The 22964-nt window shown below is 71.8% G+C and carries 15 protein-coding genes, 1 pseudogene and 1 riboswitch; of the genes and pseudogenes, 12 read left to right on the top strand and 4 right to left on the bottom strand.

Annotation, left to right across the window (positions count from 1 at the left end):
• Nucleotide 1: 1 nt before the first annotated feature.
• Nucleotides 2-1051: an AAA family ATPase gene (locus tag ACWEOZ_RS19285; RefSeq protein ID WP_451912041.1), complete on the bottom strand. Its 1050-nt coding sequence runs from the start codon at nucleotides 1049-1051 to the stop codon at nucleotides 2-4.
• Between the two features lie 410 nt (nucleotides 1052-1461).
• Between ACWEOZ_RS19285 and leuS the strand changes: the two genes are divergently transcribed.
• Nucleotides 1462-4281, top strand: a complete 2820-nt coding sequence (gene leuS / locus ACWEOZ_RS19280) for a leucine--tRNA ligase (protein ID WP_451912040.1) — start codon at nucleotides 1462-1464, stop codon at nucleotides 4279-4281.
• A gap of 73 nt (nucleotides 4282-4354) precedes the next feature.
• The gene (aroA, locus tag ACWEOZ_RS19275; protein WP_451912039.1) at nucleotides 4355-5611 is read left to right on the top strand and encodes a 3-phosphoshikimate 1-carboxyvinyltransferase; all 1257 of its coding nucleotides are present in this window, start codon (nucleotides 4355-4357) and stop codon (nucleotides 5609-5611) included.
• A gap of 969 nt (nucleotides 5612-6580) precedes the next feature.
• On the opposite strand, the gene ACWEOZ_RS19270 is transcribed toward aroA, so the two are convergent.
• Genes ACWEOZ_RS19270 through ACWEOZ_RS19260 form a run of 3 tightly spaced genes read right to left on the bottom strand, consistent with a single transcriptional unit; the run spans nucleotide 6581 to nucleotide 9316 of the window.
• Nucleotides 6581-7333: a TVP38/TMEM64 family protein gene (locus tag ACWEOZ_RS19270; protein WP_451912038.1), complete on the bottom strand. Its 753-nt coding sequence runs from the start codon at nucleotides 7331-7333 to the stop codon at nucleotides 6581-6583.
• A 56-nt stretch (nucleotides 7334-7389) separates the two neighbouring features.
• Nucleotides 7390-8106, bottom strand: a complete 717-nt coding sequence (locus ACWEOZ_RS19265) for a type 1 glutamine amidotransferase (protein ID WP_360825878.1) — start codon at nucleotides 8104-8106, stop codon at nucleotides 7390-7392.
• Nucleotides 8096-9316 (bottom strand): Mur ligase family protein, encoded by a 1221-nt coding sequence (locus ACWEOZ_RS19260; protein ID WP_360549016.1) that lies wholly within the window; start codon nucleotides 9314-9316, stop codon nucleotides 8096-8098. Before ACWEOZ_RS19260 ends, ACWEOZ_RS19265 begins: the two co-directional genes overlap by 11 nt.
• Before the next feature lie 502 nt (nucleotides 9317-9818).
• Nucleotides 9819-9939, top strand: a riboswitch (cyclic di-AMP (ydaO/yuaA leader).
• Between the two features lie 180 nt (nucleotides 9940-10119).
• Here ACWEOZ_RS19260 and ACWEOZ_RS19255 point away from each other — a divergent pair.
• The 10 genes and pseudogenes from ACWEOZ_RS19255 (at nucleotide 10120) to murG (ending at nucleotide 22946) form a co-directional block, all read left to right on the top strand.
• Nucleotides 10120-10776 (top strand): C40 family peptidase, encoded by a 657-nt coding sequence (locus tag ACWEOZ_RS19255; RefSeq protein ID WP_451912037.1) that lies wholly within the window; start codon nucleotides 10120-10122, stop codon nucleotides 10774-10776.
• Between the two features lie 459 nt (nucleotides 10777-11235).
• On the top strand, nucleotides 11236-11667 hold the full coding sequence (gene mraZ / locus ACWEOZ_RS19250; RefSeq protein ID WP_212993900.1) for a division/cell wall cluster transcriptional repressor MraZ: 432 nt from the start codon (nucleotides 11236-11238) through the stop codon (nucleotides 11665-11667).
• 251 nt (nucleotides 11668-11918) lie between these two features.
• The gene (rsmH, locus tag ACWEOZ_RS19245) at nucleotides 11919-12977 is read left to right on the top strand and encodes a 16S rRNA (cytosine(1402)-N(4))-methyltransferase RsmH (protein WP_451912111.1); all 1059 of its coding nucleotides are present in this window, start codon (nucleotides 11919-11921) and stop codon (nucleotides 12975-12977) included.
• An 8-nt stretch (nucleotides 12978-12985) separates the two neighbouring features.
• Nucleotides 12986-13597, top strand: coding sequence for an FtsB family cell division protein (locus tag ACWEOZ_RS19240; RefSeq protein ID WP_451912036.1), 612 nt, complete (start codon nucleotides 12986-12988; stop codon nucleotides 13595-13597).
• A gap of 3 nt (nucleotides 13598-13600) precedes the next feature.
• Nucleotides 13601-16231: a penicillin-binding transpeptidase domain-containing protein gene (locus tag ACWEOZ_RS19235; RefSeq protein ID WP_451912035.1), complete on the top strand. Its 2631-nt coding sequence runs from the start codon at nucleotides 13601-13603 to the stop codon at nucleotides 16229-16231.
• A gap of 54 nt (nucleotides 16232-16285) precedes the next feature.
• On the top strand, nucleotides 16286-17800 hold the full coding sequence (locus tag ACWEOZ_RS19230) for a UDP-N-acetylmuramoyl-L-alanyl-D-glutamate--2,6-diaminopimelate ligase (protein WP_451912034.1): 1515 nt from the start codon (nucleotides 16286-16288) through the stop codon (nucleotides 17798-17800).
• Nucleotides 17797-19194, top strand: a complete 1398-nt coding sequence (locus ACWEOZ_RS19225; protein ID WP_451912033.1) for a UDP-N-acetylmuramoyl-tripeptide--D-alanyl-D-alanine ligase — start codon at nucleotides 17797-17799, stop codon at nucleotides 19192-19194. Before ACWEOZ_RS19230 ends, ACWEOZ_RS19225 begins: the two co-directional genes overlap by 4 nt.
• Nucleotides 19191-20297, top strand: coding sequence for a phospho-N-acetylmuramoyl-pentapeptide-transferase (gene mraY / locus ACWEOZ_RS19220; protein WP_451912032.1), 1107 nt, complete (start codon nucleotides 19191-19193; stop codon nucleotides 20295-20297). The genes ACWEOZ_RS19225 and mraY overlap by 4 nt, the downstream gene beginning before the upstream one ends.
• 52 nt (nucleotides 20298-20349) lie before the next feature.
• A pseudogene (locus ACWEOZ_RS19215) lies at nucleotides 20350-21916 on the top strand (FtsW/RodA/SpoVE family cell cycle protein); the annotation flags it as partial.
• The gene (gene murG / locus ACWEOZ_RS19210; protein WP_451912031.1) at nucleotides 21837-22946 is read left to right on the top strand and encodes an undecaprenyldiphospho-muramoylpentapeptide beta-N-acetylglucosaminyltransferase; all 1110 of its coding nucleotides are present in this window, start codon (nucleotides 21837-21839) and stop codon (nucleotides 22944-22946) included. The pseudogene ACWEOZ_RS19215 and the gene murG, both read left to right, overlap by 80 nt.
• Nucleotides 22947-22964: the final 18 nt, after the last annotated feature.

Below are 22964 nucleotides of genomic sequence, written 5' to 3'. Positions count from 1 at the left end.
GTCACCGCCCCCGGGACTCGTACTGCCCGCGGGTGTCGCCGACCGCGCGCGTGTCGTACGGCGAGCGGTTGCGGTCGTGCGGCAGGGGCAGCCGGTGCACGATCTCGGCCACGATGGCGTCGGTCGTCCGCCGGTTGAGCTGGGCGTCCGCGGTCGGGATGATGCGGTGGGCCAGCACCGGCACGGCCAGGGTCTGCAGGTCGTCGGGCAGGACGTAGTCGCGGCCCTCGAGGGCGGCGACGGCCTTGGCCGTACGGATGAGCTGCAGGGTGGACCGCGGTGACGCGCCGAGGCGGATCTCCGGCGCCTCCCGGGTGGCCGTGACGAGCGCGATCGCGTACTGCTGGACGGCGTCGGCCGCGTGCACGTCCCGGGCCGTGGCGATCAGCCGGCGGACCAGGGCGGCGTCGGCGACGGCGCGCAGGTCGTTCAGCGGGTCGTGGGCGCCGTGCCCGTTGAGCATCGCCATCTCGGCGCGCGGGTCCGGGTAGCCCATCGCGATGCGGGCGGTGAAGCGGTCGCGCTGGGCCTCGGGGAGGGGGTAGGTGCCCTCCATCTCGATCGGGTTCTGGGTCGCGATGACCATGAACGGCGCCTGCAGTTCGTACGTGGTGCCGTCGACCGTGACCTGGCGCTCCTCCATGCACTCGAGCAGGGCGGACTGGGTCTTGGGCGAGGCCCGGTTGATCTCGTCGCCGACCACCAGGTTGGCGAACACCGCACCCGGCTTGAACTCGAAGTCGCGCGTCTCCTGGTTGTAGACGCTGACCCCGGTCACGTCGCTGGGCAGCAGGTCGGGGGTGAACTGGATGCGCCGGACCGAGCAGTCGATCGAGCGGGCCAGGGCCTTGGCGAGCTTGGTCTTGCCGACGCCCGGCACGTCCTCGATCAGCAAGTGGCCCTCGGCGAGCAGCACGGCCAGAGCCAGCCGGACCGTCGCGCTCTTGCCCTCGATGACCTGCTCGATGTTGGCCATGATGGCCCCGCTTGCGGCGAGGAACTCATCACTCGGCAGGGGACCGCCGGGCTGGTCCCAGGTTGGCGTTGTCACGGGCCTCCTCCATGTCGTTCAAGCCCCTTCCTACGCGCACACGTAGAAAAGGAACCGAAGGTTCGCGGGCGGCCGGCGGTCCGTGGGCCTCCGGCGCTCGCCGCCCGTTCCCCACAGGTTAGCCCGGTCACAGCAACCTGCCGAGCGCGCGCTAGCGGCAGTGACGGCTTGTGGTCAACTGGACACGCATATCGGATGGGTTACGAATCGGCACGGTTGATACCGGGTGCCGCGCGAACCGGACGCCCGGTATCATGCAGTCATGGCTCGGTCCTTCCTGCTCCTTAGCCAGCCGTGCTGATCTCATAACAGAGAACAGCGCGGCGCCCCCTCCTGCGAGAGGGGCTTTTTTGTGCCCTGAAGTAGGTGATCCTGTCGACTGACTTTTCGAAAAGAACGAGATGGTGACGATGAGCGAGTCCGAGACCAACGCGGACGTCCCGCCGTACCGCTACACAGCGGCCCTGGCCGCGGAGATCGAGCCCCGCTGGCAGGAATTCTGGTCCGGCCACGGCACGTTCCACGCGCCGAACCCCACCGGTGAGCTGGCCGACCCCGGGCACCCGCGGGCCGGGGCACCCAAGCTGCACGTGCAGGACATGTTCCCCTACCCGTCCGGCGCCGGCCTGCATGTCGGGCACCCGCTGGGCTACATCGGCACGGACTGCTACACCCGCTACAAGCGGATGGCGGGCTACAACGTGCTGCACCCGATGGGCTTCGACGCCTTCGGCCTGCCCGCCGAGCAGTACGCGGTGCAGACCGGCACCCACCCCCGGATCACCACCGAGGCCAACGTCGAGCGCTACCGCGGTCAGCTGCGCCGGCTGGGCCTGGCCTACGACGAGCGGCGCAGCTTCTCCACCACCGACCCCGAGTACTACCGCTGGACGCAGTGGATCTTCCTGCAGGTCTTCAACTCGTGGTTCGACCCGTCCGACGCCAAGGCCAAGCCGATCGAGATCCTGGTCTCGCAGTTCGAGGCCGGCGAGCGCGAGACCCCCGACGGCCGGGCCTGGGCGGAGCTGTCCGACGTCGAGCGCCGGCAGGTCATCAACGACCACCGCCTGGCGTACGTCAGTGAGGCGCCGGTCAACTGGTGCCCGGGGCTGGGCACCGTGCTGGCCAACGAGGAGGTCACCCCGGACGGGCGCAGCGAGCGCGGCAACTTCCCGGTCTTCAAGCGCAGCCTGAAGCAGTGGATGATGCGCATCACCCGGTACGGCGACCGCCTGGTCGACGACCTGGACACGCTGGACTGGCCCGAGCCGGTCAAGCTGATGCAGCGCAACTGGATCGGGCGGTCCAAGGGCGCGCACGTCGACTTCCCGGTCGGCGCCGACGACGTGATCAGCGTCTTCACCACCCGGCCCGACACGCTGTTCGGCGCGACGTACATGGTGCTGGCGCCCGAGCACACCCTGGTCGACTCCGTCGTGCCGGCGGCCTGGCCCGAGGGCACCAAGGCGGTCTGGACGGGTGGGCACGCGAGCCCGGCCGAGGCCGTGGCGGCGTACCGGGCCGAGGCCGCGGCCAAGACCGAGGAGGAGCGGACCGCCGACGCCAAGGTCAAGACCGGCGTCTTCACCGGCGCGTACGCGACCAACCCGGTCAACGGCGCGCGCATCCCGGTGTTCATCGCCGACTACGTGCTGGCCGGCTACGGCACCGGCGCGATCATGGCGGTGCCGGGCCAGGACGAGCGCGACTGGGCGTTCGCGGAGGTCTTCGACCTGCCGATCATCCGTACGGTGCAGGCGCCCGACGATTTCGAGGGGGCCTTCACCGGCGACGCCCCGGCGATCAACAGCGACTGGCTGAACGGGATGGGCGTGGCCGACGCCAAGGCCGCGATGATCTCCTGGCTGGAGGAGCACGGCCACGGCCGGGGCGCGACCACGTTCCGGCTGCGCGACTGGCTGTTCAGCCGGCAGCGCTACTGGGGCGAGCCGTTCCCGATCGTCTACGACGAGACCGGCCTGCCCGTCGCGCTGCCCGAGTCGATGCTGCCGGTGGTGCTGCCGGACACCGACGACTTCTCGCCGCGCACCTTCGACCCGGACGACGAGCACAGCGAGCCGGAGACGCCGCTGTCGCGCAAGAAGGACTGGGTGACCGTCGAGCTGGACCTGGGCGACGGCCCCAAGACCTACACGCGCGAGACCAACACGATGCCGCAGTGGGCCGGCTCGTGCTGGTACGAGCTGCGCTACCTGGACCCGCACAACGACAAGGTGCTGGTCGACCCCGAGAACGAGGCCTACTGGATGGGCCCGAAGGACTCCGCGGACTGCGGCGGCGTCGACCTGTACGTCGGCGGCGTCGAGCACGCGGTCCTGCACCTGCTGTACGCCCGCTTCTGGCACAAGGTGCTGTACGACCTGGGCCACATCTCGTCCTTCGAGCCGTTCCGCAAGCTGTTCAACCAGGGCTACATCCAGGCGTACGCGTTCCGCGACGCGCGCGGCGTCATCGTGCCCGCCGAGGAGGTCGTCGAGCGCGACGGCAAGTGGTACTTCGGCGAGCAGGAGGTCGACCGCGAGTACGGCAAGATGGGCAAGTCGCTGAAGAACGTCGTCACCCCGGACGACATGAGCGCGCAGTACGGCGCCGACACGTTCCGGGTGTACGAGATGGCGATGGGCCCGCTGGACGTGTCCCGCCCCTGGGACACCCGGGCGGTGGTCGGCTCGCAGCGCTTCCTGCAGCGAGTCTGGCGTCTGGTGGTCGACGAGGAGACCGGCGCCGTCCGGGTCACCGACGAGCCGCTGGACGCCAGGACCCGCCGGGCGCTGCACCAGACCATCGACGGTGTCCGTGAGGACATGGACGAGCTGCGGTTCAACACGGCCATCGCCAAGCTGATCCAGCTGACCAACACGCTGACCCCGCTGGGCACGACGTCCCGCGAGGCGATCGAGCCGCTGGTGCTGATGACCTCGCCGTTCGCGCCGCACCTGGCCGAGGAGCTGTGGCGCAAGCTGGGTCACGAGGACACGCTGGCCTACGCCGACTTCCCGGTGCCCGACCCGGCCCAGCTGGTGGCCGAGTCGGTCACCTACCCGGTGCAGGTCAACGGCAAGGTCCGCGGCCGGGTCGAGGTCGCGCCGGACGCGAGCGAGGAGACCGTACGCACGGCAGCGCTGGAGTCGGTGGCCGAGGCGCTGGCCGGCCGGGAGCCCCGCAAGGTGATCGTGGTGGCCGGCCGGCTGGTCAGCGTCGTCGTCTGACCGTCGTTCCACATGCAGGACAGCGGCAAGGGCGTCGGGAGGTCAGGCCGGCCGTACCGGAACAATCCGGTACGTGCCTGATCTCCCGGACGTCCTGACCGTTGCCCCGCTGAGCTCACCCCTGGACGCGACCGTGCGCCCGCCGGGGTCGAAGAGCATCACCAACCGGGCGCTGCTGTGCGCCGCCCTGGCCCCGGGCACGTCGACGCTGACCGGGGCCCTGTTCGCCGACGACACCCGGGCGATGCTCGATGCGGTGGCCGCCCTGGGTGCGACCGTCGAGGCGGACCCCGAGGCGGCGGTGATCCGGGTGACCGGGGTCGACCCGCGTACCGGATCGGTCGATGCCGCCGTCGACGCCCGGCAGTCCGGCACCACGTCCCGCTTCATCCTGCCGGCGGCGGCGCTGCGTCCCGGCCGTACCGTCGTCGACGGCACCCCGCAGCTGCGCGCGCGTCCGTTCGGCCCGGTCCTGGACGCCCTGCGCGACCTGGGCGCGGAGGTCTCCACGACGGGGTTCCTGCCCGCGACCGTGCGCGGCCCGCTGCGCGGCGGCCCGGTGCGGGTCAGCGGCCACATCTCCAGCCAGTTCCTGTCCGGCCTGCTGATGGCCGGCCCCCTGATGACCGAGGGCCTGACGGTCGAGCTCACCTCGGCGCTGGTCTCGGTGCCCTACGTGGAGATGACCAGGGCGGTGATGGCGGCCTTCGGCGTCGAGGCGGCCGGGCTGAGTGTGGCCCCGGGCGGCTACCGGGCCACCGACTACCCGATCGAGCCGGACGCCAGCGCGGCCTCGTACTTCCTCGGCGCGGCGGCGGTCGCCGGTGGCCGGGTGACCGTTCGCGGCCTCGGGACCGGCAGCCTGCAGGGTGATGTCGGCTTCGCCGACGTGCTGGAGCGGATGGGCGCCACCGTGACCCGCTCGGCGGACTCGCTCACGGTGGGCGCCACCGGAGCGCTCCGCGGCGTGGACGTCGACATGTCCGACATCTCGGACACCGCGCAGACGCTGGCCGCGGTGGCGGTGTATGCGGACTCACCGACCCGGGTGCGGGGGATCGGCTTCATCCGCGGCAAGGAAACCGATCGGGTGGCGGCGGTGGTGACCGAGCTGCGCCGGGCCGGGATCGACGCGGTGGAGGACGAGGACGGCTTCACGATCAACCCGGGGGTGCCACGGCCGACGCGGTTCGAGACGTACGAGGACCACCGGATGGCGATGAGCCTGTCGCTGCTGGGGTTGCGGTCGCCGGGGATCGAGATCGCTGATCCGGGCTGCGTGGCCAAGACCTACCCGCACTTCTTCACCGACCTCGCCGCCTTGTCCTGACCCGGCCGCGCTCCGCCTGGCCCCGCAAGGGACTGCAGCCCCCTGCGCAGCCTTTGTCGCTCGGTCTTGGCCTGATCCCTGGCCGTGCACCGCTGACGGGCACGGGCTGCAGCCTGCTGCACCGCCTTTTGCTGGTCGATCTTGAGCTGATCCCGGGCCGCGCTCCGCTGGCCGGGCGTGGGCTGCAGCCTGCTGCACCGCCTTTGCCGGTTGATCTTGAGCCGAATCGGGCGGCCTCCGCTGACCTGGCACGGGGAGGTGGTGGGGGCGGCTGGGATGGCATGGGCGAGTGGGGGTGGCGGGGCATGGCGGGGACCGCTGGGTGGCGCGGGCCGCTCGGCTGTTGGGTCGCTCCAATTTCGTGGGGTGATGAGGCCACTAGCTGCTGGGGTCGCTGGGTCGCTGGCCGCCGTCGGAGGTGGGGAGGCTGCCCGGGCTGCCGGGCTGCTCCTGCTCGAGTGCTGAGCCGCTCATCGGCTCAGCCGGGCTGGGTTGATGGACCGCTGCGCCGCTGCGCCGCTGCGCCGCTGCGCCGCCGGCCCGTGGTCCCTCGCGTTGGCTTAGGTGTGTTGGGTGTTAGGCCCAGGCCGCTGACCATTGGGTGTCCGGCGTAGGCCGCCGAGTGTTGGGCGCGGGGTCGAGTGCTGGCGTTCGGCGTTGGGCGCCGGGTTTGGCGCGGGCCGCTGGGCACCGGGTGTTGGGCGCGGGCGGTTGGACTTTGGGCCCAGGCGGCTGGCCGCTGGCCGCCTGGGTGTTGGGCGCAGGCCGCTGTGCTCCACACCTCTTTGCTCCGAGCCTCTGTGTCCTGATGTCCCGTGGGGCCGCTGTGCTCTGTCGGGCCGCCGGAATGGCAGCGTTTGTGGCGACGTATGCACTGCCGTCCGTTCAGCTGCGGCGGGGACCACCGCCAAAGGAGAACGGCCCGCCGCGGATGCGGCGGGCCGTTCGTCGTTTCTCCGGTGCGTCGGCTCAGGCGGAAGCGACCGCAGCCGCAGCCGCGGCGTCGCGGCGGGCAGCCAGCCGCCACCGCAGCACGATCGTCGTCGTCAGGCCGATCCCGATCGCCGCCGGCGCCAGGGTCAGCGGGTTCAGCGAGCCCGGCGAGGTCACCGCCGCGCCGATCACCGCGTACGAGACCGCGGACGGCACCGATGCCAGTGTGGTGCCGAGCAGGTAGCGCTTGCGGCACACCGAGGTCGTGCCGTACGCGTACCCGATCAGGCCGAACGGGGCCAGCGGCAGGAAGCGGACCAGCAGCACCGCCGACAGGCCGCGGCGGTTCAGCCAGCCGTCCAGGCGGTCCAGTTTGCCGCCCGCCCGCGCGCCCAGGGCGCCTCGGCCGGCCCAGCGGCCCGCGTAGTAGGTCGCCACCGCGGCGATGATGGCCGCGGCCAGCGCGGTGGCCGCGCCGGTGGCCGGGCCGAGCAGGGCGCCGCAGGCCAGGGTGATGGCGGTACGGGGGACGAGCACCGACAGGAGCAGGCCGCCCACCACCGCGATCGCGACGGCTGCCGCCGGGCCGAGGCCGACGACCGAGTCCGCGATGGCCTGCAACGGCAGGACCGCTGCCGCCACGCCCAGGGCGGCGATGACGGCGGCCAGGATGCCGACGCGGGTGAGCCGGCGCCGCCAGCCGAGCGGGGTCGTCGGGTGCTGCGTGCTGACCTGAGGGTCCGTGGCGGGGGTGGCGATGCCCCGCGGGGCGATCAGGGTGTCAGTCATGCAGGCGTACCCCTAAGGTCTCGTCGTCCAGGTCTGGTGATCGGCGCCTGTGGTGCTCAGGCGGCGCCTGCCGCGGCGAGCCGCTCGCCTCTGAGCCGGTCGGCCCAGGTGTCGTCGAGCGCTTGAAGACTATCCGCGCCGATCGCCCAGCGCAGTAGCAGATCGGCTATCGCTGGGTTGCGGGCCAGCGCCGGGCCGTGCGCGTAGGTGCCGAGGATCTTGCCGTGCCAGGCGCCCTCGGTCTGGCCGTCGTTGCCGATGCCGGCGGTCACCCGGGCCAGGGGTGCCACTCCGGGACCCAGGTGGGTCCGGCCGCCGTGGTTCTCGAATCCGGTCAACGGGGGCAACCCTAGCCGGGGATCGATGTCGCCGCGAACCTCGCCCACCGCGCGTGTCTCGCCCCGGTCCGAGCTCAGGTCGAGCAGGTCCAGGCCGGCGCACTTGGCGCCCTTGGCGAAGAACGAGCTGCCGAACAGCTGGTAGCCGGCGCACACGGCGAGCACGGCCGCGCCCTGGTGGACGGCCCGGTGCAGGCCGCCGTCGGCGATCAGGCGCTGGGCGGCCAGGGCCTGCGGGCCGTCCTCGCCGCCGCCGATCAGGTAGATGTCGGCGGTGGTGGGCATGGCCTGGTCCGAGCGGACCTCGTACGTCTCCACCGGGATGCCTCGCAGCGCCGCGCGGCGCCCCAGGATCAGCAGATTCCCCCGATCGCCGTACGTCGACAGCAGGTCCGGGTAGATCCAGACGATCCGCAGAGTGCTCTCAGTTGACACGGTCCAACTCCGCTCGGATGTCCTGGAACGCCGTGTAGTTGGCGATCACTTCGAGGCGACCGGGCGGGCTGGCCTGCACCGCCTCGTCGAAGGTATGCACGTGCCGGAAGGCGACATCGTTCACTTCCAGCCGGACCGCCAGGTCGTAGGCCCGGTCGCCGGTGATCAGCACCTGCCGGCCGCGCAGCGGGGAGAAGTCGACGTCGTAGAGCCAGGACGTGTCGAAGCCGTCGGGGTCGCGGGCGTTGATCGACAGCAGGGTGGGGGCCACCTCGGCCATGTCGAACGCCTCGAGCCAGCTGGCCGGGTTCTTGGCCAGCAGCAGCCGGATGTTGCGGCCGTCGCGTTCGACCTGGGCGTAGCGGCCCGCCACCGAGGCGACGCCGGCCAGCCGGGGGACGGCCTCTATCGGGCGGACGCCGAACTCGGCGGCCACGGCCAGCGCGGTGGCGGCGTTGCCCAGGTTGACGTGCCCGGGCAGCTGGAGCTTGACCAGGTGCCAGTCGCCGCGGGGGTCGATGACGCCGTCGTCCTCGACGGTCCACTGGGCCTGCGGGCGGCGCAGCGGGCACCCGGTGCAGCGCCAGTCGCCGTTGGCGCGTTCGATCGGCGAGCCGCACTCCGGGCAGACGAACGAGTCGTCGTGCCAGCGCTGGCCGGCGCTGAACCAGACGACGTGCGCGGTGTTGACCGCCGCCCAGACCACCATCGGGTCGTCGGCGTTGGCGACCACGTGCACGTCGGGGTGGGCGGCCAGGGCGGTCCGCCACATCTGGGCCATCATGGCGACTTCCTTGGCCCGGTCGAGCTGGTCGCGCGAGAGGTTGAGCAGGGCCACCACCCGCGGGGTGGTCTCGTCGATGACCCGGGCCAGGTAGTGCTCGTCGACCTCGAGCACCGCGAACGGGGTGGCACCGGCCTTGGCCAGGGCCGAGGTGTGCCCGGTGGGCATGTTGGCACCGAAGGAGTTGGTGGCGACCGGGCCCAGTACGCCGAGGGCGGCCGCGGTGAACCGGGTCGTGGTCGTCTTGCCGTTGGTGCCCGAGACCAGCGCGATCGCGCGACCGGCGGCGAGGTTCTTCAGCAGGTCGGGATCGATCTTGAGACCGATCCACCCGCCGATCACCGAGCCGTCGCCGCGGCCGGCCGCCCGTGAGAGCGCCGCAGCGGTTCGCGACACGGAGGTCGCGACCTTGGCCCGTAGGGGCATCTTCCCGTCCGTCACGGCGACGAGGGTACCGGAAACGGACACTACGTCGAGTGGCCCCGGGGTCCGTCCGGGGGTGTCCGCCGCCGGGCCACCCCATCGGCCGAACGGATGATCTCCACTACGTCGCCTGTCGCCGAGTTTGCGCCGGTGGGGGCGTTTACGGTCACATTCTCCCGACCTCGGTCCGGCCCATGATCGACCTCGGTGGGGCTTTTTATGTGTTGTGTTTCACCCGTAACCTTCGACCGAAAGTGATCGCCTCATCACAAGGTGCACTGGCATTTGTCACGCGGAGGTCACAAACCGGACACCGTTTTCTATGCCAAGTACGGAGAGTAGCGAGCCGTAGCCCTGCAGTCCGGACGGAAATCGGGTAGCAAGGGTGAGCCGGTGAGCGCCCGCTCGCCGCTCGCACCGCACCGGACCACGCCGAGCCCTGCCCCGGTCCGAGCGGCGCGACCACAGGAACGCGAACGACAACACAGGCATACGGGGGCAGGGACGGGGGACCCAGATTCGGTCCACGGGGTACGCGCCACTCGCGGCGTACCACCGGGACCTTGGGGTGAAGCCACCAGCGGTGGCCGGGCAACCTTCCCGCCCGAACCCGACAGCTAACCTCGCAGGCGTGCCGGAGGGATCTCTCTACCGTGCACGAAAGCACCTCGCACCGGCGTCGTCGTACCACTGGCGCCGGTCCCGTCGCTCTGTCTCTGGGTCTCTGCCTCGGTGCCAGCCAGTTGGTCGCCACCGCACCGGCAACCGCCGCTCCCGCTCCCGTCACCGCGGCTGCGGCGGCGACAGTGAAGCCCAAGGCGAAGACCTCGTACAGCAGGAAGTCGATCGGCTGGGGCTCCACGGTCAAGGTGACCACCAAGCTGATCGACCCGAAGACCGGCAAGGCCGTCACCGGTGGCCGGGTCCGGCTCCAGATCAGGTCCAAGGCCGGCAAGGCGTGGAAGACCTATCAGACGAAGTCGGTCAACTCCAAGGGCGCGGTGTCGTTCTGGAGCAAGCCCTCGACGTCGGCGTACTACCGCACCCTGTTCGCCGGCACCAAGGGCTACAAGTCGGTCGCCACGCCGTCGACCCGGATCACCGTCAAGGCCAGTGGGGCCAAGATTCTGGCCGAGGCCAAGAAGCACAAGGGCAAGCGGTACAAGTTCGGCGCGTCGGGCCCCAGCCGATTCGACTGCTCCGGCTACACGATGTACGTCTACCGCAAGGCCGCCGGCAAGAAGCTGCCGCACAAGGCCAACTCGCAGCAGAAGTCCGGCAAGTCGGTCAGTAAGGGCAACAAGAAGGCCGGCGACCTCCTGGTCTTCCGCTCCGGCTCGTACGGCACCCACGTCGCCATCTACGCGGGCGGCGGCTACATGTGGGCTGCGCCGCACACCGGTGACAAGGTCAAGAAGCAGAAGATCTACGGCAAGAACTACGTCGTGCGCCGCCTCGTCTGAGTTCGGCTCAGCGGTACGGTCACGACAGCACCTGGTAAAAGCAGTACGACAGTTCAGTGGGGCGCGACCCGGTACGGGTCGCGCCCCACTGTCATGTCCGCTCCCTTTTCTCCTCCACTTTCCTCCCCGATGGGGTGCCGAAGGGCAGCCGGGCCTTCCCGAACGCCCGAATTCGGGGGACTTTCATGCCCGGGTGGGCGGCATGTCGGAAAGTGGACCATGGCGCGGCCCGCCCGGCCCTCCACTTCCACTCCACCGGCTCTGACGTGCGGATACATCCGCGAATCGGCTTCGCGGAAGCCGTCATTCTGGTTGCGAGTGGAGGGAAGTGGAGTAGAGTGGAGCGCAGTGGCAGGGCCTGAGGAGGAGCTGAATCCGAGGGGATTTGCCGGCCCAGACGACAGGTGATCCGCACAGAGCTGGCTCTGCGGCGGCGCCCGGGGCAGGGGGGTTGGGCCGATGTTCCTCGGCACGCACACCCCGCGCCTGGACGACAAGGGCCGACTGATCCTTCCGGCGAAGTTCCGCGACGAGTTGGCGGGAGGTGTCGTGATCACCAAGGGGCAGGAGCGTTGCCTGTACGTCTTCCCGATGCCGGAGTTCCAGCGGATCGCCGACCAGCTGCGCGAACAGCCGGTCACCCACAAGGCCGCCCGGGCCTACAGCCGGGTGTTCTTCGCCAGTGCGCACGACGAGATCCCCGACAAGCAGGGCCGGGTCACCATCCCGGCACATCTTCGGGAGTATGCGGCGCTGAACCGCGAGCTCGTGGTGATCGGCGCGAGCACGCGGGTGGAGATCTGGGACAAGCAGTCCTGGGAGCAGTACCTCTCGGCGAGCGAGGACGACTTCGCCGACATCGAGGAGGGGGTGCTGCCCGGCGGATTGTGAGGCGTGGCACCTGTGGGCCAGTGAAACGGCCCGGACGTCACTGCCGCCGTACTGCGAGATCTCCAGCCGCTCCCGCTCCTGGCGCCTCTTCCCCGGTGCCAGGCGTGTGTCCGGTCGGGCGCGCCCGATGGCAACGGGCACGAGCGGATGGGGATCTGGCGGTACGGACGGACGACCGGGTGGTGCCGGCACCGGGAATCGGTGCGGGTCGGACCGGGTGAGCGCGGAAAGAGCAGGCAATGGGGGTCAGGATGGGCGAGCTTCGCGGCACACACGTGCCGGTCTTGCTCGAGCGCTGCCTCGAGTTGCTCGCCCCCGCGCTCGCGCTGCCGGGTGCGGTGCACGTGGACTTCACCCTGGGCCTGGGCGGGCACGCCGAGGCCGTGCTGGAACGGCACCCGGACGTGGTCCTGATCGGACTCGACCGGGACACCGAGGCACTCGCGCACTCCCGGCAGCGGCTGGCACGGTTCGCGGACCGGACCCACTTCGTGCACGCGGTCTACGACGAGCTGCCGGCGGTGCTGGCCGACCTCGGTCACCAGCACTTCCACAGTGGCCTGTTCGACCTCGGTGTCTCGTCGCTGCAGCTGGACGAGCCGGACCGTGGGTTCGCCTACGCCCGGGACGCGCCGCTGGACATGCGGATGGACCAGTCGCGGGGGATCACCGCGGAGGAGGTCGTCAACGGCTACGAGCCGGGCGAGCTCGTCCGCATCCTGCGGGTGTACGGCGAGGAGAAGTTCGCCACCCGGGTCGTCTCGGCGATCGTCAAGGAGCGGGCGAAGGGCCGGATCGTCTCGTCGTCCCGCCTCGCGGACCTGGTCCGGGACGCCATTCCGGCCGCCGCGCGGCGAACGGGTGGAAATCCCGCGAAAAGAACGTTTCAGGCGCTACGTATTGAGGTAAATGCGGAACTCGCCGCGGTCGAGGCGGCGGTTCCCGCGGCATTGGACAGCTTGGCCCCGAAGGGGCGCCTTGTGGTGATGTCGTATCAATCGTTGGAGGACCGGATCGTCAAGCGCGCCTTCGCCGCGAGGGCGCGCAGCACCGGGCCGATCGACCTGCCGGTCGAACTGCCCGGAACGGGCCCTTCGGTGCGGCTCCTGACCCGCGGGTCGGAGCTGCCCAGCGCGGCGGAGGTGGCGGAGAACCCGCGGGCGGCTTCGGTGAAGCTGCGCGCGGTGGAACGGATCGACCAGCACGACCAGACGGCCGGGACCGCCCGCGAACGGTCCCGACTGTCTACAACGCACGGGGGACAAGGGCGGTTACGCCCGGGGGAACGCCAGGAGGGGGAGGGGCATTGAGCGAGCGCATGACCACTGCGCCGCGGTCGGGGGGCCGGACCACGGAGCAGGGTGGCAAGGGCCGGCGCACGCCGGCGGGCAAGACGACCGGTACGACCACGGGCGGAGGCGTCCGGGGGGCACGCCGCAACCCGACGGCCGGTACCAACCGGGACAGCGCTGTCCAGAGTGGCGCCGTTCAGGGTGCCACCGCCCTCAAGCTCAACGCCGAGCAGCAGCGTGACCCGATCACGACCCCGCGCCTGCGGGTGGCGCCGCCCGCGCCGATCAACGCTCCGCGGGCGCCGTTCATCGCGCTCGTGGTGGCGGTCGTCGTGGCCGGGGTGCTCGGGATCCTGCTGATCAACACCAAGACGGCGGAGAACTCGTTCCGGATCGACACGCTGCAGAAGCAGCAGGCCAAGCTGGACACCCAGCAGCAGGAGCTGGAGAACGAGATCGCCGCCAACAACAGCCCGGGCAGCCTGGACGCCGCCGCCCGCCGGCTGGGCCTGGTCAAGGCCGACAACCCGGCGTACATCCGGCTGCCCGACGGCAAGGTCTTCGGGGTGCCGAAGCCGGGCAGCGGCGAGGTGGCCGTGACCGCGCAGGAATCCGCCACCTCGGCGACCGGGCGGTAACGCATGCCGCCCCGCGCCGACGGGACACCGCGCCGGGGCCAGGAGCCCCGGCGCGGCGCTTCTGCTGACCTGCCGCCGGCCGACGGCTCCGGGCGTGAGGACGACCGGGCCCGCGGTTTCGGCGGCATCGGCGACGCGCGGGCCTACACTCCGCGCGGCCGGACCGTGCGCGAGGGAGATCAGCGCACCCGGTCGCCGCGCACCGGTCGTAACACCGATCCGTTCCGTCCCGCGCTGCAGGTCCTGGACGGCGGCCGGCCGGCCCGTGACCGGCGCCGCGAGGCCGAGGACGACCAGGAGCCGCCGTCGCACCCGGCCCGGGAGAAGCCGGGCCGCGAGTCGCGGGCCCGCGCCAAGCAGGACCGCGACACCCAGGACGGCGAGCCGGAAGGCCGCCGGACGCGCGACCGCCGGACCCGCGACCGCGAGCTGCCGGACCAGCGGGCGGAGAAGCTCACGCGCGAGCCGCGAGGGCGCGCCACTGAGGACCGTGCCACCGACGGCCGTGCGGCCCAGAGCCGAGGCACCCAGAGCCGTGCGGCCCAGGGTCGTGCGGCCGAGAGCCGGGCCGCGCAAAGTCGGGCTGCCCAGAGCCGGGCTGCTCAGAGCCGGGCCGCCCAGGACCCTTACGACGAGGACGAGTGGGACGAGGCACCACGCCGGGGCGGCCGGGCCACTGCCGGTGCCACCCGGTCGCGCTCGACCGCCAACCCGCGGCGGGGCGCTGCTGGTGCCCGTACCGAAGCAAGTGCCCGGACCGGCCGGGAGCGCAAGGTCGCCGTCCCGCCCGGACCCCGGCGTGGACCGGCCGGCCGTCCGGCCCGGTCCTCGGCGCCGGCCCGGCCCGGCGCCCGGCGCCCCGCACCGCTGATCCCCGCCGAGCCGCCCCGGCTGGCCAACGGCACCCGCCGGCTGCGGCTGGGCACCGTGCTCGCGCTCACCCTGTTCGTGGCGATCGGGGTACGGCTGGTCGTGTTGCAGGTCGGCGGTTCCACCGCGGCCGCGGAGAGCCTCCTCGAGCAGCGCCAGAAGCGTCTCACCGAGGTGGTGCTGCCGGCGCCGCGCGGCAGCATCCTGGACAGCTCCGGCGCGGTGCTGGCGCACAGTGTCGAGGCGCGGTACATCTACGCCGACCCGGAGATGATCAAGGATCCGGTCGCCGCGGCCGGCAAGCTCTCCCCGAAGCTCGGCATCCCGCCGTCCAAGCTGATCTCGCTGATGGCGAAGAAGAAGCGGCCCGGCGGCGGCGCGTCCCGCTTCGAGTACCTGGCCCGCGGGGTCGACATCGCGGTGGCCGACGAGATCGCCGCGATGAAGATCCCCGGCATCAGCTCCGACCGTGACGAGCGCCGGGACATCCCGGGCGCCGACCTCGCGGCCAACCTGATCGGTTTCACCGGCGACGACCACACCGGGCTCGAGGGCCTCGAGGCCCGTTACGACGAGCTGCTGCGCGGCTCCGACGGCAAGCGGGTGTTCGAGATCGGCCGCGGCGACCTGGCCAAGGAGATCCCGGGCGGCTACCACCGCCAGGACGACGCCTCGCCCGGCTCGTCGATCCAGCTGACCATCAACCGCGACCTGCAGTTCGAGGTGCAGCGGGTGCTGAGCCAGCAGGGTGAGAAGAGCAACGCGACCGTGGCCGCCGCCGTGGTGCTGAACGCCAGGACCGGCGAGGTCCTGGCCCAGGCGAGCTACCCGGCCTACAACGCGGCCAAGCCCGGCGACTTCAAGCCCCGCGACCGGGAGGACGTGGCGACCAGCGTCATCGCCGACCCGGGCTCGACCCACAAGGCGTTCACCATCGGCGCGGCCCTGGAGGAGGGCGTCATCACCCGGGACTCGCTCATCACGGTGGGCCCGGGCCTCAAGCGGGGCGGCTACGACTTCGTGGACACCCACCGCCAGCCGGCCGGCACCCGGCTCACCATCCCGGGCGTGCTGGCGTACTCGTCGAACGTCGGCACGATCCGCATCGCCGACAAGCTCGGCAAGGCCAAGCTGTACGAGTACCAGCAGCGCTTCGGCCTCGGCCGGGCGACCAACGAGGGCATGCCGGGCGAGGCGACCGGCAAGCTGCTGGCCCCCGACGAGTGGAGCGGTTCGGCGTCCGGCTCGGTGCCGATCGGCATGAGCGTCGACGCCACGCTGATCCAGATGACAGCCGGGTACGGCGCCATCGCCAACGACGGCACCTACATCCAGCCGCACCTGATCAAGGCGACCATCTCCGGCAAGGACGGCTCGGTCGTCGCGGCCCCGGCCCCGGAGACCCACCGGGTGATCAGCGCCGGCACGGCTCGGCAGCTGCGCGAGATGATGGAGTCGGTGGTCGACGCCGAGGGCGGCACGGGTGGCCGGGCCAAGGTCGACGGCTACCGCGTCGCGGGCAAGACCGGCACCGGCAAGATGCTGGTCGAGGGCCAGTACACCAAGCACAACGCCGGCTCGTTCATCGGCATGGCACCGGCCGAGAACCCGCAGTTCGTCATCGGGGTCTTCGCCGACGTGCCCGACGGCACCGGCGGCGACGTGGCCGCTCCGGCGTTCAGCAAGATGATGTCCTCCGCGCTGCGCCACTACCGGGTGCCGCCGTCGGGTAACCCGGAGCCGACCTTCACATTGAAGGGCTAACCGCACCGATGGCGTTCGCAGCGGGATGCCGGGCACGGGGTAGGGTCTGACGCCGTGTCCGGCATTCCCCGTCCCCAGACAGTCCGGCCCTCTCGGCTGGCCGACCTCGCGGCGCTGATCAGCGCCGAGCTGGTCGGTCCCGATGCCGAGGTCAGCGGCGTCACGCACGCCAGCGGCGAGGTGCGGCCGGGCGACCTCTACGCCGCGTTGCCCGGTGCCCGCCGGCACGGCGCCGAGTTCGCCGGTGCCGCCGCCGGGGCCGGTGCGGTCGCCGTGCTCACCGACCCGGCCGGCCGCGATGCCGCGGTCGCCGCCGGGCTGCCGGTGCTCGTCGTGGCCGACCCGCGGGCGGTCCTCGGTGCCGCCGCGTCGCGGATCTACGGCGACCCGACCGAGCGGCTCACCGTCATCGGGCTGACCGGCACCGCCGGCAAGACCTCGACGGCGTACCTGGTCGAGTCGGGGCTGCGGGCCGCCGGGCTGACCACCGGGCTGATCGGCACCGTCGAGACCCGCCTCGGTGACCTGGTCGTGCAGAGCGTGCGCACCACCCCCGAGGCCACCGACCTGCACGCGATCCTCGCCGCCGCCCTGGAGCGCGGGGTCACCGCCGTGGTCATGGAGGTGTCCAGCCACGCGCTGGCCATGGGCCGGGTCGGCGGGGTCCGCTTCACCGTCGGCGGCTACACCAACTTCGGCCTGGACCACCTGGACTTCCACGCCGACGCCGACGACTACTTCGCGGCCAAGGCCAAGCTGTTCGACGGCCGGTGCCGCTTCGAGGTGCTCAACGCGGACGAACCGGCCCTGGTGCCGCTGCGCAAGCCGGCCACCATCACGTACTCCGCCGCCGGGGACACCGCGGCGACCTGGTCGGCGAGCGACATCGCCGGCGACGCGTTCGGCCAGCGGTTCACCGCGCACGGTCCGGCCGGGGCGGTGCGCGCGGGTGTCGCGCTGCCCGGCCGGCACAACGTCGCCAACGCGCTGCTGGCGCTGTCCTGCCTGGTCGCGGCCGGCATCGACGCGCAGGTCGCGGCCGACGGCATCGCCGCCTGCCCGGGCGTGCCGGGCCGGCTGGAACGGGTCGACTCGCCCGGCGACGTGTTCGGGGTGGTCGACTACGCGCACAAGCCCGACGCGATCGTGGCCGCGCTGGCCGCGCTGCGTGAGCTCGCGACGGCCCGCGGCGGGCATCTGGTCTGCGTGATCGGCGCCGGCGGTGACCGGGACCGGGGCAAGCGTCCGCTGATGGGCGCGGCCGCGGCCCGCGGCGCCGACCTGGTCGTCGTCACCGACGACAACCCGCGCACCGAGGACCCGGCCGGCGTCCGGGCCGCGGTCCGCCAGGGCGCCGAGCAGGCCGGCGCGGCTGCGAAGATCATCGAGGTGGCCGGCCGCCGGGCCGCGATCGACGAGGCGGTACGCCTGGCCGGTCCCGGCGACGTGGTGGCCGTGCTGGGCAAGGGACACGAGCGAGGCCAGGAGGTGAACGGCGAGGTGCTGCCGTTCGACGACCGGATCGAGCTGGCCGCGGCGCTGGCCGTACGCGTGGGCGGTGCCGCGTGATCCGGATGACCCTGGACGAGATCGCCGAGATCACCACCGGCCATCTCGTCAACGCCGATCCGGCCGCCACCGTCACCGCGGGGGTCGAGTACGACACCCGGGCGTTGCAGCCCGGCGGCCTCTTCGTCGCCTTCGCGGGTGAGCGGGTGGACGGTCACGACTTCGCCGCCGCGGCCGTCGCCGCCGGGGCTGTGGGCGTGCTCGGCACCCGTGACACCGGGCAGCCGGGGATCGTCGTCGACGACCCGCTGCGGGCGCTGGCCGCGCTGGCCACCGTGGCCGTACGCCGGCTGCCGGAGCTGACGATCGTCGGGCTCACCGGCTCGTCGGGCAAGACCACGACCAAGGACTACATCGGGCAGCTGCTGGCCCGTCTGGGCCCGACCGTGGCGCCTGCCGGCTCGCTCAACAACGAGCTCGGCTTCCCGTACACGGTGCTCAAGGCCGACCCGGAGACCCGGTTCCTGGTGCTGGAGATGGGCGCCCGGGGCATCGGGCACATCCGCTACCTGACCGGCATGACCCGGCCCCGGATCGGGGTGGTGCTCAACGTGGGCGCCGCGCACATCGGCGAGTTCGGGTCCGTCGAGGGCACCGCGCAGGCCAAGGGCGAGCTGGTCGAGGCGCTCGGCGAGGACGGTGTCGCGGTGCTCAACGCCGACGACCCGCTGGTCGCGGCGATGGCCTCGCGCACCGCGGCCCGGGTCGTGTTCGTGGGCGAGTCCGGGACGGCCACCGTGCGGGCGGCCGACGTGACGCTGGACGAGCGCGGGCGGGCGGCGTACACGCTGGTCACCCCGGCCGGGTCGGCGCCGGTGCGGCTGGCCGTCACCGGCCGCCACCAGGTCGGCAACACCCTCGCCGCCGCGGCCGTGGCGCTGGAGGCCGGGATGGCGCCGGCCGCCGTGGCCGCCGCGCTGGGTGAGGTCGGCATCGTCTCCGGCCGCCGGATGGACGTCTTCGACACCCCGGGTGGCGTGACAGTCATCGACGACTCGTACAACGCCAACCCGTCGTCGACCGCCGCGGCGCTGCGGGCTCTCGCCGCGCTGGGGGAGGGCCGGCGCACCACAGCTGTGCTCGGTTACATGGCCGAGCTCGGTCAGTTCGAGACTTCGGGACACGAGGAGGTCGGCCGGCTCGCCGCCGAGCTGGGAGTCGACAGGGTGATAGCGGTCGCGGACAATGCCGCCCCGATCCTCGACGGCGCGGCAACGGTGCCCGCCTGGAAGGGCGAGGCGGTGCTCGCGGCCGACCAGGCGGCGGCCGTCGCGATGCTGCGGGGCGACCTGCGGCCGGGCGACGTCGTGCTGGTCAAGGGATCGCGGTACCGGACGTGGGAGGTGGCCGACGCGCTGCGCGCGGATCCGGCCACGCAGGAGGTAAGCCCGTGAGGGCAGTCATCGTCGCGGCCGCGGTCGCGTTCATCATCTCGCTCTTCGGCACTCCGCTGGCCATCCGCGTGTTCACCGCGCTGAAGGCCGGCCAGCCGATCCGGGCCGTCGGCCCGGCCAGCCACCAGGGCAAGAAGGGCACCCCCACGATGGGTGGGGTGGCGTTCATCTTCGCCACGGTGCTGGCGTACGTGGCCGGGCACATCGCCCTGACCACGCTGCCCTCCAAGCAGATCGCCCAGGTCCAGCCGACGATGACAGCGCTGGTCCTGCTCGGGCTGTTCGTCTTCTGCGGCGCCGTCGGCTTCCTCGACGACTTCATCAAGGTCCGCCGGCGCAACTCCGCCGGGCTCAGCGCCAAGGGCAAGCTGCTCGGCCAGCTGCTGGTCGGCGGCGGCCTGGGCGTCGCCGCGCTGTACGTGCCCAGCACCAACGGCCAGACGGTGGCGAGCGAGCACATCTCGTTCATCCGCGACATCAGCTTCCTCGACGTCGGCAAGGTCGGCTCGGTGCTGGTGTTCGTCTTCGTCATCATGTCGATGTCCAACGGCGTCAACCTCACCGACGGACTGGACGGGCTGGCCACCGGCGCCTCGATCCTGGTGCTGGGGGCGTACGGGCTGATCGGGTTCTGGCAGTACCGGCACTGGTGCGGTGACGACACGTACGTGGCCAACCCGGCGAACTACTGCTACGAGGTCCGTGACCCGTTGGAGGTCGCGTTGATCGCGGCCGCGGCGGCCGGCGCCTGTGTGGGCTTCCTGTGGTGGAACACGTCGCCGGCCCGGATCTTCATGGGCGACACCGGCGCGCTGGGCCTCGGCGGCTTGATCGGCGGGCTCGCGATGGCGACCCGCACGACGCTGCTGTCGATCATCATCGGCGGCCTGTTCGTCATCATCACGATGTCGGTGGTCATCCAGATCATCTCGTTCAAGACCACCGGCAAGCGGGTCTTCCGGATGTCCCCGCTGCAGCACCACTTCGAGCTGGCCGGCTGGAGCGAGGTCAACATCGTGGTCCGGTTCTGGATCGTGGCCGGCATCTGCGTGGCCATCGGTCTGGGCCTGTTCTACAGCGACTTCCTCGCGGTGATGGGATAGATCTCTCGCGACACGCCAGCGCCGCATCCCGGGGCTGGCGTGTCGCGCCACCATGATGGTCACCATGGGCGAGGACAAGGTAGACACCCGGCCCGCGGTCACCGTGTCGCCGGCGGCGACCGTGCAGCCCGCCGCACCCGCCGCCCGGCCCCGGTCGCTCAGCCAGCAGCTGCTGCCCGCGGTGCACGGCCTGCTGGCCCGGCCGCTGTCGTCGTACTATCTGCTGCTCGCCAGCTCCGGCCTGCTGCTGCTGATCGGCCTGACCATGGTCTTCTCCGCGACCAGCGTCAAGGCGTACGCCGAGGACGGCAGCGCGTTCTCCGCCATCCGCAACCAGCTCATCTTCGCCGTGCTGGGCCTGGTCGGCTTCTGGGTCTGCCAGCGGCTGCCCGCGAGCACCCTGCGTTTCCTCGGCAAGTACGTGCTCGGCTCGGCCATCGTCCTGCTGGTCCTGTTGGACCTGCTGATGGCGATGCGCTCGGTCGGCATGATCGACGCGGATCCGCAGACCGGCATCGTCGCCCTGGGTCCGCTGAAGGCCAAGCTGCTGTGGCTCTACATCGGCCCGATCGGCATCCAGCCGTCCGAGATCGCCAAGCTCGGCGTGGTGCTCTGGGGCGCTGACATCATCGCCCGCAAGGGTGCGGCGCTGGGCCACTGGCGCGAGCTCGCCATGCCGCTGTTCCCGCTGGTCGGCCTGCTGTTCGTGCTGGTCGGCTACAACGACCTGGGCACCATGCTGGTGCTGCTGTCGCTGGTGATCGGGCTGCTGTGGGCCGCCGGGGTCCGGATGCGGGTCTTCGCCGCCCTCGGGGTGCTCGGCCTGTCCGGCATCGGCCTGCTGATCGCCGCGGCGTCGCGCGGTGCGGGCTCGGGCGCGGTCGGCGAGGACAACTACCGGCTGGCCCGGATCACCGTGCTGTTCAAGCCGCTCGAGGACTGCCAGTCGGACTTCTGCTACCAGATGGTGCAGGGCCGCTCGGCGATCTACGAGGGCGGCTGGTTCGGCGTCGGGCTGGGCAAGGGCGCCCTGAAGTGGAACTGGCTGCCCGCGGCCGACAACGACTTCATCTACGCCGTCGTGGCCGAGGAGCTCGGGGTGGTCGGCTGTGCCGTCATCCTGGCGCTGTTCGCGGTGCTGGCGTACACCGGGTTCCGGATCGCGCGCCGGGTCGACGACCCGTTCCGCCGGCTGGCCGCCACCGGCATCACCACCTGGCTGGTGGCCCAGGCCGTGATCAACATCGGCGGGGTGGTGGGCCTGCTGCCGATCACCGGGCTGCCGCTGCCGTTCATCTCCACCGGTGGCAGCGCCCTGGTCGTGACCCTGGCCGCGATCGGCATCCTCGCCTCCTTCGCCCGCGCCGAGCCGGACGCGGCCCGGGCCCTGCACGCCCGTCCGCCCGCCCGATGGGTACGGCTACTCTGGGCCCCGCTGCCGCCGCTCCCCCCGCCGCGGCGGCCGTCCAAGCCGCGCCCGCCCGCCCGGTGATCGGGCACCCGGGCACCAGATCCGGCGGGGGAGAACTGGAGACCGTGATGGGCCTGCTGCGGTCTGTCGTGCTCGCCGGGGGAGGCACCGGCGGTCACATCTACCCGCTGCTCGCCTTCGCCGACGCCCTGCGCCGCCACTTCCCCGAGGTGCGGATCACGACGCTGGGCAGCCCGAAGGGCATGGAGAACGAGCTGATCCCGCCGGCCGGCTACGACCTGCGGGTCATCCCGGCCTTCCAGCTGCCCCGCGCGCTCAACCTGAACCTGCTGCGCACCCCGGACCGGATGTACAAGTCGGCCCACGCGGCCGGTCAGATCCTCGACGAGGTGCAGGCGGACGTGGTGGTCGGCTTCGGCGGCTACGTGTCTGTGCCGGCGTACCTGGCGGCCTGGCGGCGCGAGCTGCCCATCGTCATCCACGAGGTGAACGTGCCCCCGGGGGTGGCCAACCGGATGGGCATGAAGTTCACCAAGAACATCGCGGTGGGGTTCCCGACCCAGCCGCAGCAGGCCGAGTCGCTGCGCGACGCCCGGGTCGTCGGTGTGCCCCTGCGCACGGCCATCACCCGGATGGACCGCAACGCGCTGCGCCCGCAGGCCCTGGCCCACTTCGGGCTGCGCCCCGACCTGCCGGTGCTGTTCGTCTCCGGTGGCTCGTCCGGCGCCCGCACGATCAACCTGGCGGTGGCCGGCGCGGCCAAGAAGCTGGCCCACGCCGGCATCCAGGTGCTGCACGTGCAGGGCGGGCGCAACGACCCGTTCGAGATCCCCAGCGATCTGCCGGTGCCGTACGTCGTGGTGCCGTACCTGTCCGACATGAACCTGGGCTATGCCGCCGCCGACCTGATGCTGTGCCGGGGCGGGGCGATCACCGTCGCCGAGACCACCGCGATCGGGATGCCGGCGATCTACGTGCCGTACCCGTTCAGCAACCAGGAGCAGAAGCGCAACGCCCTGCCCGTGGTCGAGGCCGGCGGCGGTCTGCTGGTGGACAACGCCGAGCTGACCCCGGAGTGGATCGAGCGTACGGTCATCCCGCTCGCCCGGGACCCGCGGCGCCTCGCCACAATGGGTGCCGCGGCGGGCGGCTACGGCCGTCGCGACGGCGACGAGGCCCTGCTCGACTTCGTGTGCGAGGCAGTGGCCCGCCGATGAGCCCGACAACTAGGGGAG

This window comes from Actinoplanes sp. NPDC004185 (assembly GCF_053603475.1).
This window is presented reverse-complemented; position numbering and strand designations above follow the sequence as displayed.